The sequence below is a fragment of the bacterium genome, assembly GCA_024226335.1.
Classification (GTDB): domain Bacteria; phylum Myxococcota_A; class UBA9160; order SZUA-336; family SZUA-336; genus JAAELY01.
Genome location: JAAELY010000266.1, coordinates 1 through 14,430 on the forward strand (window position 1 = coordinate 1; position 14,430 = coordinate 14,430).

The window sequence follows — 14,430 nt, forward strand, 5'->3', positions numbered from 1 at the left end:
AGCGAGAAGCGGGAGTCGCCGCCTGAGCAAGAAGCGTGATCCGATCGCAGATCCGTAGATCTGCAGAGGGTCGCGCGACGCAGCGCAGGCGGATGCATCGCGCTTCGCAGCCGCAGCCTCCCTGTGCAGAGGTTCCCTAGCACCGGGCGGGGAAGCGGGGTATGAATTGGCTCATGACGAGTCCCCCTTCGCTTTTCGAGCCCCTGAGCTTTTCTCACGGGCCGGCCATGAAGAATCGCTTCATGCTCGCGCCAATTACGAACCAGCAGAGTCATGAGGACGGCCGTTTCAGCGAGGCGGATCTGAAATGGTTGACCATGCGCGCCCGAGGTGGATTCGGCGCCACCATGACCTGCGCCGCTCACGTGCAGACGATCGGGCAGGGCTTTCCCAATCAACTGGGAATATTTGGCGACGAGCACGTCGAGGGTCTCACACAGCTCGCCGACGGGATTCGCTCGCACGAGAGCCTCGGGATCATCCAGCTTCACCATGGCGGAATGCGCTCTTTGAAAGATCAGACCGGCGAGACTCCGGTCTGCCCGTCGGCCGAAGAAGAGACGGGAGCGCGGGCGCTTACGCTGGCCGAGGTAGAAGCGCTCAGCGAAGACTTCATCGCCGCAGCATTGCGGGCCCAACAAGCCGGCTGGGACGGGGTGGAGATCCACGGCGCCCACGGCTATCTCGTCGGTCAATTCCTGAGCGCTGAAATCAACCGGCGCGACGATCGCTACGGGGGATCCCTGGAGAATCGTTCGCGACTTCTGTTCGACATCGTCGCGGGAATTCGAGAGCGCTGTTCGTCGGACTTCATCGTCGGCGTGCGCCTCTCCGCGGAGCGTTTCGGTATTGAACTCATGGAGGCGCGGGACGTCGCCCAGCGGCTGATGCGCGAGGCCGAGATCGATTTCCTGGACATGTCACTCTGGGATGTCTTCAAGGAACCGGCTGAAGAAGCTCATCAGGGCCGGAGCCTGCTTTCGTACTTCACCGAGCTCGAGCGCGGCGATGTGCGACTCGGTGCCGCGGGCAAGATCTACAGTGCCGCGAACGCCCGAAACTGCCTCGAAGCGGGTGTCGATTTCGTGCTGCCGGGGCGCGCGGCCATCTTGCATCACGACTTCCCCCTGCGGGTGCGTGACGACTCCGCTTTTCAAAGCGTTCGAGTCCCCGTCTCCGCGGACCACCTGCGGGCGGAGGGGCTAAGCGAAACCTTCATCGGATACATGTCGACCTGGCGCGGTTTCGTCGAGCCTCCATCTTCCTAGATCAGCGTTGAATACTTCGGTTGCTGCAGTTGAGCGAAAGGATGGAGAGGTGAACCTGGGCGCGGAATCGATGTCCGTGCGCGGTGTGCGCGCCTGTGTGCTCGCCCTGTTTGCCTGGCTGCTGCTTCCGCCGGCGACCGCGCAGGGCTTTCAAGTGAGCCTCGAGTTGCAGTTCCCGAGTCAGACGGTGCTCGGGTCCTCGCTGGCCTACTACGATGACGCGGTCGCGATTCCGAACCTCGCGATGACTGCGACCGGAGATATCCTTTCGTTCGACGACCTGCTGATTCGCGAGACCTGGGCCAGTGCGGTGTCGGTGTTCCGTTTCGAGGTTCTCGATCCGGTTTCGGGTACGCTCGATCCTGCGAGCGGGGCGTATACGAGCAACGCCTTCGATGTTCAGGTCACGAAGTTCCAGAACGGTGGCACCGGTGTTCTGTGGACCGACGTCATCGAGCACGTCGTCTTGACCACCGAGAGCAGTTTTCGCGACTGCGTTAACGATGCGCTGGATGGGACCTTCTACGGTGAGCGCCTCGGCGCCGTTGCGCCCGATCAGATCTCCCTGGTTGCGAGCGCCTGCCCGTCCGACTTTGGCGGTGGAACGAACCCCGAGTTCGAGGATGCGATGTTCTTCGTGAGGCTCAGTGCCAGCCTCTATCCGGCTGCGCAATCCATTCCGGCGTCGAGTTCGCTCGGTCTGGTCGTTCTGTCTGCGATCCTGTGCGCCGTGACTGCGTGCTACCGGCCGAACTCCTGACTCCGACGATCGCGTTGCCCGACTGCGGGTTTGATATCTGAGAACCACTCAAATATCCTGATTGCGTGGTCGATGACCCGCCGCACACAACGGAAGTCGCAAAGGACGTCGGCCCCGCGACCCCGAGGGGGCATCGCAATTCCTCCAGGGACCACGCGTTTCCGTTTCCCGCTTCTGGACGTGCGAAGAAGCCAGAGCTTCCCGCGCGGACCGAATCGCGCTGGCCTTTTGTCGACATGGAAGCCGTCGATGAGGTTCGCGTCCAAGCCCGTGCGGTCCGTTCGTCCGTCTCCGCCGAGGAGTTCAGGGCCCATGTGGCCGAGTTCGCCGACGATGTCGGAATCATCTCCATCGACGATCCCGCCATCGCCCACGAACTCGAGGAAGTGCGTTGGGTCTATCCGGATGCCAGATCACTTATCTGTCTGATCGGTCGCGAGAACCCCGCGGCGATGCAGTCGCGCTACCTGCCCACGGCCAATCGCGAACTCTACGGTTGTGAAGAGCGCATCTTCGAGATGGGTCGTCAGACGATCGAATACGTGGAGTCGCTGGGCGGAGCCGGTCTCACCACCACCATCGGCTGGCCCCAAGAGGTCTCTCAGCGCTGGGCCGACAAGATCTGGCCGCTCAGTCACAGGCTCGTAGCCCAGGCGGCCGGCCTCGGGGTGATCGGCCTCAGTCGGAACTTCCTTCACCGGAAGTTCGGTGCCTATTGCCTGATCGATACGGTCATCACCAATCTCGAATTTCCGAGTGCCGAGCTGGGCGCACCGATCGAATGGAATCCCTGCCTCAAGTGCAACCTGTGTGTCGCGGGCTGTCCCGCCGAGGCCATCCGAAGCGACGGAGAGTTCGAGTTCTTCGCCTGCTACAACCACAGCTATCGCGACTCGATTCCCGGCTTCATGGATCTGGTGCGAGACCTCGGCGAGGCTCGGCCGAAACGCTTCGCCCGACGTTGGAGCGATGCGGAGATCGCCGCGCTCTGGCAGTCGATGGCCTTTCGCGTGGAGTACCGCTGCTTCAATTGCATCTCGGTGTGTCCGGCCAACGATCAAGAGGGTTTCCGCGGCAGCACTGCGGGGCGCCGAGCAGTGCTGGATCGGCAGTTGAAGCCTCTTTCTCATACCCGCTCGCAAGCCGACCAGCAGTTTGTGATCGACACGCCGTCGGCGCGCGAGAAGCACGGCATCGCGCCCGGCGACTACCGAACGGCGCTGGACCCGACGCGTCCCGGTCAGCGAGGTGTGCGATTGGTTCAGTTGAACCGCATCCGCACCTCCAGCATCGACGCGATGATGCGCAATATGCCGCACTACTTCAGGGCGAGCGAAGCGCAGGGGCTCGATTTTGCCTGTCAGTTCGATCTCACCGGCGAGGGCGGCGGCCGCTGGGCGATGCGTGTTGCCGGTCAGCGTTGCCAGGTCCATCCGGGTGAGATCGCAAACCCGGATCTGACGCTCAGCTGCGACGCCGCGCTTTTCCTGGCCATCCATCGCGAGGAAGCCAGTGCGGTGATCGCGCTCTTGCTCGGGCGCATCCGACTACGCGGTGATCGCAGTCTCTTCCTGGCCTTTCCGCGCATCTTGGGTGCGACACCGGGAAGTGGAATCCTCGACCGGGCCATCTGGCACGGTCGCAGGATGCTGAAGAGAATCCGGGGCGCCCGAGCGGGAACCCGCTCGAAGTGATCCGTGAGACCGAAGTTCTCCTGACCCTGCTCGAAGGCAAGATCGTTCACCGAGCGGAAACGCTCCGATAACGGTCAGTTAGCCGCCCTGGTGGAAGGTCTTGCTGATGATCTTCCAGGTGCCGTTCTCCCGGATCAGGTGGAAGAAGTCGGTGAAGTCGCTGCCCAGGAAACCGGTCTCGACCAGCGTGGCGCTGGCCGCATGGCCCACCACTTCGATCGATCGGATCTCCGCCTTGTATCCCGCCAGCGACTCCGGCGTTGCAGCGTTCTCGACCGCGTCGAAGAAGGGTTGCGGGGTGCCGAGGATCAGTGTGTCTCCCAGATAGCCGGTCATGCGCGCGTCGGAATGAAAGACGGCCTTCAGGGTTTCGAGGTTTCCCTGGCTGCCTTCGACATACTGCTCGATCACCCGACGTACCGCTTCGATCTCGTTTGGCTCATTCATCTGCAATCGGACCTTTCGTTCAGGGGATTTCGATGCCGGAGCCCGGGACGTGGAAGCCGCCCAGGGCCTCGGTCTCGCGTGCCACGTGGCGAGCCGCATCCGCGAGGAGCTCGCGCGCGGCCGTAGCATCTGCACACAGTACACCGTTGCGCTTCACGATCTCGCCGCCCACGAGCACGGTGTCGACGTTGCTCGCATTCGCCTGGAGCACCACGTTCGCGAGCGGATCCCGTTGGTTCCATCCCGCAAAGCCGATGCCGTCGCTGCGGATCAGCACCAGGTCGGCCTGCTTGCCCGGTGTGAGGCTACCGATCTGTCGCTCGAGTCCCGCGGCTTTCGCTCCGCCCAGAGTTCCCCATTCGAGGATCTCTCGACAGCTGACGGTCACGCCCTCCGGCATGCTTCCGGCTTCGACGATGCGCGTATTGGCGACGCCGCGCTCGACCTGCAGCGCCAGGCGCAACGGGAAGAACATATCGCCGCTGTTGTTCGAGACGATGTCGGCCCCATAGGTCGGAATGATGTCGAAGCGGCGCACGACGCCCGTGGACGGGATGCCCATGCCCATCTGCAGTTCCGTCTCGGGCGTGAATGAGACTGCGGCCCCGGAGTCGGCGACCATGCGCCACTCCTCGTCCGTCGTATAGCCCATGTGGACCAGAAGCACGTCGGGGCCCAGCAGGTCACGGGGGGCCAGGAGTCTTGAAACTTCTTCGGGATCCCTTCCTACGCGCACACAGTTAACGTGTTGGGTGATGCGCGCATCGAGTTCGCGGGCCGTCCGGTACTGAAACTCGCAGGCCTCCGGCGGCGCGAGTCCCGGTTCTTCTGGCGCGATTCCGAAGCTCAGCAGCGCATCCCTGGAAGCGAAGTGCTCGGCCGCGATCTCGCCCGCGAACTTCGCCATCTCCTCGCGGCTCTCCCAGTGCGACTTCATGCCCGGAGGCGAATTGAAGCCGAAGCACCAGACCGCGCGCAGGCCCGCATCTCGCAGGCCTCGGATGGATTCCCAGGCGTGATCCGGCGTCAGCAGATTGTGGCAGTAGTCCACGACGGTCGTGACGCCCGCGTCGAGTGCTTCCAGAGCTCCCGCATACTGGGCTGCGTACATGTCCTGAGGACGGAAGGTCGTGGCCACGCGCATGCGAATGCCGCGGAAGTAATCCATGAGCGACCAGTCGGCCGTGACGCTGCGTGCGGCCGCCTGCCAGACGTGGCGATGGGTGTCGACGAAGCCCGGCAGCACGATCGTGTCGCTCGCATCGACCACCTCGACGTCGCCCGCTTCGAGCTTCGGCCCCACTGCGAGGATCTTCCCGTTTTCGATCAGGACGTCGCCCCGCGGAAGATCTCCGATATCGGGGTCGAGGCTGACGATGCAGCCCGCGCGGATCAACAAGCGTCCCACGTACGCTCTCCTTTCCCAGAGTTATTCTTCAGATCCCGGCGAGTTCTGCCATCCGGCTCCAGAGCACCGGCAGATCCGGCTTCGACGAATCACCCGAAAATTCCGCGTAGAGCCGATCCACATTTACCGCGATGCGCTCGGCATCGCCCCAGGCCGAGTAGTCCCCGAGTGCGATGTCCTTGCAGGCTTCCATGGCATCCAGCCCGGCGTCGAAACGCTTCCGCGCCTCGTCTCGGATGAACTCCAGATAGCCTCGTACCGCGGCGGCTCCGCTTCGGTCGGTGATCGGCCCGTGGCCGGGAACGACCGTCTCCACGTCCATGCTCTCGATCTTCAAACAGGCATCGATCCAGCGCTGCACCGGACCGGCCCAGATGATGGGAGTGCCATCGATGAAAAGAATGTCTCCGGTGAACACGGTGCGATCGTCGGGCACATGGACCAATACGTCGCCACGCGTATGAGCGGGGCCCACCTGGATCAATTCCACGTCCTTGTCGCCCACACGTACGCTCAGCTCGCCTTCGAAAGTGCGAGTCGGTGGCGTGTGCTGGATTCCCTCGAAATCGAAAGCGCCGAAGCACTGGCGGAAGAAGCGGCCCATCGGACTCGGATCGTCTTTGACCGACCTCATCAATCCGGCCATGGCCTCCGGCGGCAACTCGCTCATCTCTTCTGCGGAAGCGCTGGAGGCGATGATCTCCGCGCCCTTCACGAGCTGGTTGCCGTGACAGTGGTCTCCGTTCGCGTGGGTATTGACCAGGGTGCCGATCGCGCCCGCCGCGCGGGGCTCGGCAGCGCGCATGGCGTCGAGCATTTCGCCGGTCAGCACCAGGTCGTAGAGCGTGTCGACGAGCAGGGACTCTTCGCCATCCACGATCAATCCGGCGTTGCTCCAGCCCCAGGAACCGTCGGGCGCCAGCCAGGCATAGGCACCGTTTCCGAGCGAGTGCAGGCCTTTGTTGTAGTTCCACTTCACGGTTCGAGCCTCCTCTTGAGCGGCACCTGAGCCATTCACTGCGCCACAAGCGATTTCTATCACAGGCGCTGGCGTTCAGGCGTCGGCCGGATCAGGGCTAGATCCCCGATTCCGCAGAAGCCCCGGTGGGGTCGCCGGCGAAGTGCCTCTGGGTTCGGTTGGCCAGTGCCACGAGTGAGAGCATGACCGGGACTTCGACGAGCACGCCCACCACGGTGGTCAATGCAGCGCCGCTTTCCAGGCCGAAGAGGCTGATGGCGACGGCCACGGCCAGTTCGAAGAAGTTAGAAGTGCCGATCAGCGCAGCGGGTGCGGCAATCGAGAAGGGCAGGCCCCAGGCCCAGGCCCAGCCGTACGCGATCAGGAAGATTCCGTAGCTCTGAATAATCAGGGGGGCCGCGATCAACGCGATCAGCAGCGGTTGTGCCAGGATGCGCGGCCCCTGGAACGCGAACAGCAGAACCACGGTCGCCAGCAGGCCTGCGATCGTGTAGGGCTTGAGCTTCGCGCTGAACACGTCAATGCGCTCTGTGTTCGCGCTGCTTCCGTTCTGGTCGGCCGTGGTCAGGATCTTGCGCGTGACGTATCCCGCGACCAGCGGCACCACCACGTAGAGCACGACGGACAGAAGCAACGTCGACCACGGAACGATCACCTCTGCGACGCCGAGCAGGAAAGCGACCAGGGGAGCGAAGGCGAAGACCATGATCAGATCGTTCACGGAAACCTGCACGAGTGTGTAGGTCGCGTCTCCCCGCGTGAGTTGGCTCCAGACGAAGACCATCGCGGTACAGGGTGCGGCGCCGAGCAGGATCATTCCGGCGATGTACTCCCGGGCGTCGGCCGGATCGATCCAAGAGCGGAAGAACACGCCGAAAAACAGCAGGCCCAGGCCGGCCATCGTGAACGGCTTGATCAGCCAGTTCACGACGATCGTGACGGCCAGACCCTTCGGGCGATCGCCGATGTGGCGCAGCGATGCCAGATCGACGTTGACCATCATCGGATAGATCATCACCCAGATCAGTACGGCCACGACCAGATTGACCCGGGCGATCTCGAGGCCGGCCAGCAGGGCGAACGCACCGGGAAACAGTGCGCCGAGTGCGATTCCGCCCGCGATGGCCGCCGCTACCCAGAGCGTCAGGTAACGCTCGAAGATTCCCATCTAGAGGCTCGATCCCGCTGCGGCCAGGTGTGAAGCCCGGCAGGGCGTGGTCTTCATCTGAGTTCTCCCTTTTTCGGTCGAGAAGATTCTTGACATATCTTGATATCTTTATACCATTGGAAATATGGAAAAACAAATCGCGATCAGCGCACTCGCCGCCCTGGCCCAGGAAACCCGCCTGGACGCTTTTCGCGTGCTCGTGCAGGCCGGGCTCGAAGGTCTGCCGGCCGGAGCCATCGGCGCCGAGCTCGGCATCGGTTCGGCAACGCTTTCTTTCCACCTGAAGGAACTCAAGAGCGCGGGCTTGATCCGTTGCGAGCGACAGGGCAGGTCGAGGATCTACAGCCCCGATATTTCTGCCGTGAATGAATTGATCGATTTCCTGACTGCAAACTGCTGTCGCCGCGCAGACGGTTCTGGCTCGAACGGCGATGAGTGCAAGCTAGGCAGCCGGGTCGAGTGTTAGTCCGATCCTTCCAAACCCAATGAGGAGATCCCCATGACCGCGATTCTCAACGAGCCTCTCAAGGACGCCACTGTCTGGAAGAGCGCCGACATTGTCGAACGGAGCGACTGGCTTCACACGCTCGACCGGGCTGAACTCGATGATATCGACGCCGCGCTCTCCCATGCGAAGGCGACGGGCAAGCCGGCGACCGAACTGACCCGAGACGACTTCCCGCTAAAGGCCCTGCTTCCCCAGATCGAACGCTGGATGAAGGTGCTGCACCGCGGAGCCGGCTTCATCAATGTAAAGGGCCTGCCGGTGGACCGTTACAGCGAGGAAGACCTGGAAAAGGTCCACTGGGGAATCGGGACCTATATGGGCACGGGGGTGTCCCAGAACGCAGCGGGCGACCTGCTGAGCCACATCCGAGACGTGGGGGCCAATCCCGGGGATCGATCCAAGCGGCTCTACAAGACGAACATCGAACTGGGCTTCCACAGCGATGGTTCCGACATCGTCGCGCTACTCTGCCTCAAGCAGGCGCCATGGGGCGGCAAGAACCGCCTGGCGAGTTGCGGGGCGATCTACAACGAGATCTTGCAACGCCGATCCGATCTGATCCCCTTGCTCTACGAGAACTTCTCCTGGGACCGCAACGAGGAGCAGGGCCCGGGCGAGGACCCGTTCTTCAATCTGCCGATCTGCTCCTACCACGACGGGCTCCTGCGCTTCTTCTACATCGGCTGGTATATCCGCAATGCACAACGCCACGCCCAGGTGCCGCGGCTCTCGGCTGAACAGATTCAGTTGCTCGATCTGATCGACGAGATCGCACTCGACCCGGAGTTCCATCTGGAGTTCCGGCTCGTTCCCGGCGAGATCGCCTATCTGAAGAACAGCGCCGCCCTGCACATGCGCACCGCCTACGAGGACTATGAGGAGCCGGAACTCAAGCGCCATCTGATCCGCATGTGGCTCACCGCGCACGGTCACTGGGCCGACAGCGACGCCTTCGTGCAGCAGGGCATCCCCGTCAGAGACGGCGTCGCATCCGACGTCGAAGACATCTCCAGAGATGATGGCGCATGAAGCGATCCGCGCTCGAGTACGTCGCCGGGGGAGGGCTGGTCGGTCGCAGGTCTTTTCTGCTCGCCGGTGCCTCTTTCCTGGCGGCGAGCTCCTCCGACCTCATCCGAGCGTCGGAAAACCCCGGCGACGCCCGCATCGGAGCGGGGTTTCCGGAGTGGATGAAGACACCGGGCGGCGAGGACGTTGCCTATGGCCAGCCCGTCCGTCACGAGAGTCACGTCCAGAAAAAGCCGCGTGAAGTCGTGCCCGAGACCACGGGCTTTACCCTCTGGCACACACCCATCCAGAGCCAGCGCGGAGCGATCACGCCCAATGGTCTGCATTTCGGCGTTCACCACAACGGCATCCCGGACATCGATCCCGCGCGCCACGAACTCGTGATTCACGGTCTGGTGGAACGACCCCTGAAGTTCTCGATGGACGCGCTGGCCCGCTACCCGATGGTGTCGCGCATTCTGTTTCTGGAATGCTCGGGCAATACGGCGGCCAACGCTCTTTCCGTTTTCGAGCGCGACGACTCCTGCCAGGATCTCTTCGGTCAGGTTTCCGGTTCCGAGTGGGTCGGGGTTCCGCTTCGACTTCTGCTCGAGGAAGCCGGCCTCAAACCCTCGGCAAAGTGGGCGATTGCGGAAGGAGCCGACGGCGGTTCGCACGCCCGGAGCATTCCCGTGTCCAAGCTCCTGGACGATGGGATGCTCGCCTTCTACCAGAACGGCGAACGCATCCGGGGCGCGCAGGGGTATCCGCTGCGTCTGCTGCTGCCCGGCTGGGAAGGCAATACCAATGTGAAGTGGTTGCACCGGCTCGAACTCGCGGACGCCCCCGCCCACACCAAGGACGAGTCGGGGTTGTATACCGAGTTTCTCGCGAGTGGAGAGATTGCGCGTTTCTCCTTCCACATGGACGTGAAATCCGTCATCACCCATCCGTCCGGCAAACAGGTGTTGCCCGGGCCGGGTTTCTACGAGATCTCGGGACTCGCGTGGTCGGGGCACGCAAAGGTGAGCCAGGTGGAAGTCTCGGCAGATGAAGGGCGAACCTGGGCGAAGGCCACATTGCAGGGGCCGGTACTCGACAAAGCGTTGACGCGCTTCTCGATCCCCTGGCGCTGGGACGGCAAGCCAACGGTCTTGTTGAGCCGGGCCAGCGACGAACGGGGCGTGCGCCAGCCCACCCGGGACGATTGGAAGTCGCGGTACGCCAATCACTCCTTCAACCACTACAACGCGGTCCAAGCCTGGCGGATCGGAGAGGAAGGACGGGTCGAGAATGTCTACGCGTAAAGGCGCTTGCTTCGCTCTCCTGGCGTTGTTCTTGTCGACGCCCGTCTTTCCGGGTTTCGCCGAGGAATCGCGGAAACTCGAAGTGAATCTCGGCACCCCCGTGAGCGAAGCACAGCTTCGCGCACGTGCCATCACCATCTTTCCGGACGGACGCAATCTGCCGCCGGGCAGCGGTCGGGCACGCGAGGGGGCGGTGTTGTATCGGGGTCGTTGCCGCCTGTGCCACGGCGAAACGGGTACCGAGGGTCCGGCTTCGCGACTGGCGGGCTCCGACGGTTTTCTGAGTCTCCGCGATCCTCTGCGAGTTCTGCGAATCCAGAAGCATCCGCTCCTGGTGCTGTCGGTAGGTGCCCAGTGGCCCTACGCGACGTCGATCTTTGACTACGTGCGCAGGGCGATGCCCCACAACGCACCCAAGAGCCTCAGTCACGACGAGGTCTACGCCCTGACCGCGTACATCCTGTACCTCAACGGTCTGGTCGAGGAGCAGACCGTCGTCGACAAGCAGACTCTTCCCCGAGTCCAGATGCCCGGACTCGCACGCAGCGTCGATCTCTGGCGGGGCCCGTAGAGCGCTGTCCCGGCTCTATTCCGCTTCACGCCCCTCGACCCACCAGCCGAGTTTCATCTCGCCGGTGAGCATTGCCTGCCATTCGTCATCGCTCATCTGGCGGCGAGCCGCAGCGAATCCCGGGCCCAGTTCACCGGGCCACCAGCGGAGCCGGGGCTGCGCCGTGGTCGCGGCTTCCAGGATGGTGTTGGCCACGAGTTCCGGATCCTCGCCGGAATTCTCACCTTCGGTCGTCGATGCCGCGATCTGTTCGTTGAAGGCATCGTACGGGGTGCCCTTCTGATACTGCCCTTCCATTTCCGTGTTCGCGCTCATGCCGGTGTCGAAGAAGGCCGGGGCGATGATGCTGATATCGATTCCGAAGCGCTTGACCTCGTACGAAAGGCCCTCGGCCATGCCTTCGAGAGCGAACTTGCTGGCCGAGTAGGCCGTCTCCCCGGGCAGACCGATGCAACCGGCCAGCGAGGTCACGAAGAGGATGCGCCCGGTCCCCTGCGCACGCATCGCGGGCAGGACCGCGCGCGTGGCATCGACCGATCCGAAGAAGTTGGTCTCGAAGACGGCCCGGTACTTTTCGTCTGACACCGTCTCGAGTGCCCCGAACCCACCGATCGCCGCGTTGTTGACCAGCACGTCCACGCGCCCCGATCGCTCGAGCACTTCGGCGACGGCCCGGCGATTGGACTCCGGGTCGGTCACGTCCTGTTCGATTGCGAAAAGCTTCAGGCCCTGTGCGGCGCATTGCTTTTCCAGCGACTCGCCGCGTTCGGATCGGCGCATCGTCACGTAGACTTCGCAACCCGCCTTCGCGAAGGCCAGACCGGTTCGCTGACCGAAACCGCTGGCCCGGCTGCAACCCGTGATCATTACGACGGACATCAGGTCTCCTCCTCAGATAGCTGAAAGAACTAGGGTTTTTCGATCTGATCGAGAAGCCAGTTGTGCATCTGCCAGAGTTGAGTCTCCAGGTGCGAGACGCGTCCGGGTTTTGCCAGGCGCGATTGCGCACCGGCCCAGCAGTAGCGGCCTCCGGCCATGTCTTGCTGGTGGACTGCGTCGAGCAGTGCTCGGATATCCTCGCCGACCTTCTCCGGATCGGGATGCTGATCGATGTTGGGGTGAACCAGCGGGATGTAGCGCAATCGATGGTGATCGTGGGAATCCGGAATCAACTGCAGGTAGGCCGTGTATCCAGGCACCATGAAGAACATCGTGTACGGGAAGATCGTCACGAGCTTCAGCGAGTAGAGTTCGCGTTCGGAAAGTCCCGCGGGCGGCGGATAATCGCCGGGGATTGGACTGCGGTCCTTGGTCGGATTCCAGTACAGGGAGTAGGGGCCGCGAGGGGGCTCGATCTCTGACATCGCACCCGGCATGAGATCTTCGATGATGTCCTGGTGCAATCCGATGTGGTGGTACGACTCGGAACCGGCTTCCACGCTCATCTTCCAGTTCCAGTCACAGTCGTAGTCGATCGGTTCCAGCATGCGCAGCCGCTCGAGTTCATATCCCTCGACCTCGGGGACCAGGGGGGCCAGTTGTGGGGCGAGGGGGGCCGCGTTGGTGTCCAGGTTCACGAAGATGAAGCCGCCCCAGAGTTCGGCGGGGAACTGAGGCAGGCTCCAGCGCTTCTTGTCGAAGTCCTGCGCCTGCTCCATGCCCGGTGCGCCTAGCATCTTGCCTTCCAGGTCGAACGACCACAGGTGGAACGGGCACTGGAACGAATTGCGGTTGCCGCACGACTGGCTCTTGAAGGGAAACGTCGACTCTTCGTCGTGCCCGACCAGCAGCATCCAGCGATGCGGGCAGATATTGGACAGTGCCCGGATCGTTCCACCCTGGTCGTGGACCAGGATCAGCGGTTCGCCGAAAAGGTCGATGTTGAAGTAGTCCCCGGGGTTCGCGATCTGCTCGGCGCGTCCCACCGCCAGCCAGCTGCGCCGGAACATGCGCTCCTTCTCGAGTTCGTAGAAATCGGGATCCGTGTAGCAACGAGCCGGTAGCAGCGAAGCGCGCTCGGGCTGTTCGCGGACTGCGGCGATTTCGGCGGCCGTCAGGATCTCACTCATGGCTTCTCCCTTGCTGTTCGAGGTAGGAGTCTGGGCTTCAGCTTCAGGATGAACGGAACGGGAGCGCGCGACCATGGGAGAACCGGACAGTTAATGGTCATTTTCGGCCAGTTCTGATATCGTGATCCCGTGGATCCGTTGATCGTGCCTATCGTCTACGCGGCCGAACTCGTCACCCTGCTCGAGGAAGAGGGGTTTTCCGAAGCAGATGTCTTGAGGCGGACGGGAATCTCGCGAAGTCAGCTTCGCGATCCGGACGAGTTCATCAGCCATCCCCAACAGGTCCGCCTCTACGAGAACGCACTCGCCCTGTCCCCGGAGCCGGGTCTAGGTTTTCGACTCGCGGCTCGCTTCACGCCGGGCCACCACGGGGTGCTCGGGCACGCCGCTCTGTGTGCGCGGACTGTGCGCGAAGAGTTTCGGCTCATGCTGCGCTACACGCCGATCCGCGGTTTCCTGCTCGACCTCGGTCTCTCCGAGCGGGACGGGATCGCAATACTGACGGCCCGCGACATCCTGCCGCTCGGTCCGGTCCACGTGGTTGCGGTCGAAGAACTGCTGGGAATGCTCGCCAATCCGCTGCCCCTTTGGAAACAGGGACTTCATCCGACGGAAATCCTGCTCGACTATCCGGCCCCCGCGCATCGCGCGCAGTACGAGAAGCTCTACGACTGTGCGATTCGCTTCGCGTGCGACGAAGTCGAGTTTCGCTTCCCCAGTGAAGATCTCGAGATTCCGTCCGAAATGCCCAACGCGGAGATGCTGCGAATCTGCGAGGAACGCTGCCAGGCGATCCTGGAGCGTCTGGGATCCGGAGGACGTATCGTCGAAAGCGTGCGCAGTCACCTCGTGGCTGCGCGGGACGGCTTCAGGCTCGAAACCGTGGCCGCGCGGATGACCATGAGCCCGAGGACCCTACGCCGCAGATTGCGCGAAGAGGGTACGAGCTTTCGCGGTGTCGTAGGGGATGTTCGCAAGAGTCTGGCGCTCGACTACCTGGAGTCATCCGATCTCCCGCTCGAAGAGATCGCCGGCCTGCTCGGCTACGAGGACGCGGCCAATTTCAATCGCGCCTTCCGCACGTGGGTAGGCGACTCTCCCGGTCGCTACCGCGACAAACTCAGGGCAGGGCACGCGTCCTGATTCATGTCTCGCGGCGCTTCTGCGTAGGCGTGGACGACCCGCCGAGTGTGAAGTCGGTATGCTGCCACTCGCGAATCGGCCGATCTGGCCCTCAGAAATGTGT

At 63.0% G+C, this 14,430-nt stretch carries 14 protein-coding genes; 8 read left to right on the plus strand and 6 right to left on the minus strand.

The window, feature by feature from the left end:
* The first annotated feature begins 173 nt into the window (after positions 1-173).
* The 3 genes from GY725_13640 (at position 174) to GY725_13650 (ending at position 3,722) form a co-directional block, all read left to right on the plus strand.
* The gene (locus tag GY725_13640) at positions 174-1,268 is read left to right on the plus strand and encodes an NADH:flavin oxidoreductase (GenBank protein MCP4005228.1); all 1,095 of its coding nucleotides are present in this window, start codon (positions 174-176) and stop codon (positions 1,266-1,268) included.
* A gap of 49 nt (positions 1,269-1,317) precedes the next feature.
* Positions 1,318-2,028, plus strand: a complete 711-nt coding sequence (locus GY725_13645; protein MCP4005229.1) for a hypothetical protein — start codon at positions 1,318-1,320, stop codon at positions 2,026-2,028.
* 314 nt (positions 2,029-2,342) lie between these two features.
* Complete coding sequence (locus GY725_13650; GenBank protein MCP4005230.1) at positions 2,343-3,722, plus strand: hypothetical protein; 1,380 nt, start codon at positions 2,343-2,345, stop codon at positions 3,720-3,722.
* Positions 3,723-3,800: 78 nt separating this feature from the next.
* Here the strand turns inward: GY725_13650 and GY725_13655 are convergent, their stop codons facing one another.
* The 4 genes from GY725_13655 to arsB form a co-directional block, all read right to left on the minus strand.
* Positions 3,801-4,169, minus strand: coding sequence for a nuclear transport factor 2 family protein (locus GY725_13655; protein ID MCP4005231.1), 369 nt, complete (start codon positions 4,167-4,169; stop codon positions 3,801-3,803).
* A gap of 19 nt (positions 4,170-4,188) precedes the next feature.
* Positions 4,189-5,577, minus strand: coding sequence for an amidohydrolase family protein (locus tag GY725_13660; GenBank protein MCP4005232.1), 1,389 nt, complete (start codon positions 5,575-5,577; stop codon positions 4,189-4,191).
* A gap of 28 nt (positions 5,578-5,605) precedes the next feature.
* On the minus strand, positions 5,606-6,532 hold the full coding sequence (locus tag GY725_13665) for an MBL fold metallo-hydrolase (protein ID MCP4005233.1): 927 nt from the start codon (positions 6,530-6,532) through the stop codon (positions 5,606-5,608).
* 121 nt (positions 6,533-6,653) lie between these two features.
* Positions 6,654-7,724 (minus strand): ACR3 family arsenite efflux transporter, encoded by a 1,071-nt coding sequence (gene arsB / locus GY725_13670; GenBank protein ID MCP4005234.1) that lies wholly within the window; start codon positions 7,722-7,724, stop codon positions 6,654-6,656.
* Between the two features lie 124 nt (positions 7,725-7,848).
* On the opposite strand from arsB, the gene GY725_13675 reads away from it, so the two are divergent.
* Genes GY725_13675 through GY725_13690 form a run of 4 tightly spaced genes read left to right on the plus strand, consistent with a single transcriptional unit; the run spans position 7,849 to position 11,115 of the window.
* Positions 7,849-8,190 (plus strand): helix-turn-helix transcriptional regulator, encoded by a 342-nt coding sequence (locus GY725_13675; GenBank protein MCP4005235.1) that lies wholly within the window; start codon positions 7,849-7,851, stop codon positions 8,188-8,190.
* Positions 8,191-8,223: 33 nt separating this feature from the next.
* Positions 8,224-9,261 carry a TauD/TfdA family dioxygenase gene (locus tag GY725_13680; protein ID MCP4005236.1) on the plus strand — a complete coding sequence of 346 codons (1,038 nt, stop codon included), beginning with the start codon at positions 8,224-8,226 and terminating at the stop codon, positions 9,259-9,261.
* Positions 9,258-10,544, plus strand: coding sequence for a sulfite dehydrogenase (gene soxC, locus GY725_13685; GenBank protein ID MCP4005237.1), 1,287 nt, complete (start codon positions 9,258-9,260; stop codon positions 10,542-10,544). Before GY725_13680 ends, soxC begins: the two co-directional genes overlap by 4 nt.
* Complete coding sequence (locus GY725_13690) at positions 10,531-11,115, plus strand: cytochrome c (GenBank protein ID MCP4005238.1); 585 nt, start codon at positions 10,531-10,533, stop codon at positions 11,113-11,115. The genes soxC and GY725_13690 overlap by 14 nt, the downstream gene beginning before the upstream one ends.
* 15 nt (positions 11,116-11,130) lie before the next feature.
* Here the strand turns inward: GY725_13690 and GY725_13695 are convergent, their stop codons facing one another.
* Positions 11,131-11,994 (minus strand): SDR family oxidoreductase, encoded by an 864-nt coding sequence (locus tag GY725_13695; GenBank protein MCP4005239.1) that lies wholly within the window; start codon positions 11,992-11,994, stop codon positions 11,131-11,133.
* A gap of 29 nt (positions 11,995-12,023) precedes the next feature.
* Positions 12,024-13,184 carry an aromatic ring-hydroxylating dioxygenase subunit alpha gene (locus GY725_13700; protein ID MCP4005240.1) on the minus strand — a complete coding sequence of 387 codons (1,161 nt, stop codon included), beginning with the start codon at positions 13,182-13,184 and terminating at the stop codon, positions 12,024-12,026.
* A 144-nt stretch (positions 13,185-13,328) separates the two neighbouring features.
* On the opposite strand from GY725_13700, the gene GY725_13705 reads away from it, so the two are divergent.
* On the plus strand, positions 13,329-14,327 hold the full coding sequence (locus GY725_13705) for an AraC family transcriptional regulator (GenBank protein MCP4005241.1): 999 nt from the start codon (positions 13,329-13,331) through the stop codon (positions 14,325-14,327).
* Positions 14,328-14,430: the final 103 nt, after the last annotated feature.

Coding starts and splice junctions, on each gene's coding strand:
- GY725_13700 (MCP4005240.1), bottom strand. CDS start 13,184: ATGAGTGAGATCCTGACGGCCGCCGAAATCGCCGCAGTCCGCGAACAG.
- GY725_13690 (MCP4005238.1), top strand. CDS start 10,531: ATGTCTACGCGTAAAGGCGCTTGCTTCGCTCTCCTGGCGTTGTTCTTG.
- GY725_13675 (MCP4005235.1), top strand. CDS start 7,849: ATGGAAAAACAAATCGCGATCAGCGCACTCGCCGCCCTGGCCCAGGAA.
- soxC (MCP4005237.1), top strand. CDS start 9,258: ATGAAGCGATCCGCGCTCGAGTACGTCGCCGGGGGAGGGCTGGTCGGT.
- GY725_13680 (MCP4005236.1), top strand. CDS start 8,224: ATGACCGCGATTCTCAACGAGCCTCTCAAGGACGCCACTGTCTGGAAG.
- GY725_13695 (MCP4005239.1), bottom strand. CDS start 11,994: ATGTCCGTCGTAATGATCACGGGTTGCAGCCGGGCCAGCGGTTTCGGT.
- arsB (MCP4005234.1), bottom strand. CDS start 7,724: ATGGGAATCTTCGAGCGTTACCTGACGCTCTGGGTAGCGGCGGCCATC.
- GY725_13655 (MCP4005231.1), bottom strand. CDS start 4,169: ATGAATGAGCCAAACGAGATCGAAGCGGTACGTCGGGTGATCGAGCAG.
- GY725_13640 (MCP4005228.1), top strand. CDS start 174: ATGACGAGTCCCCCTTCGCTTTTCGAGCCCCTGAGCTTTTCTCACGGG.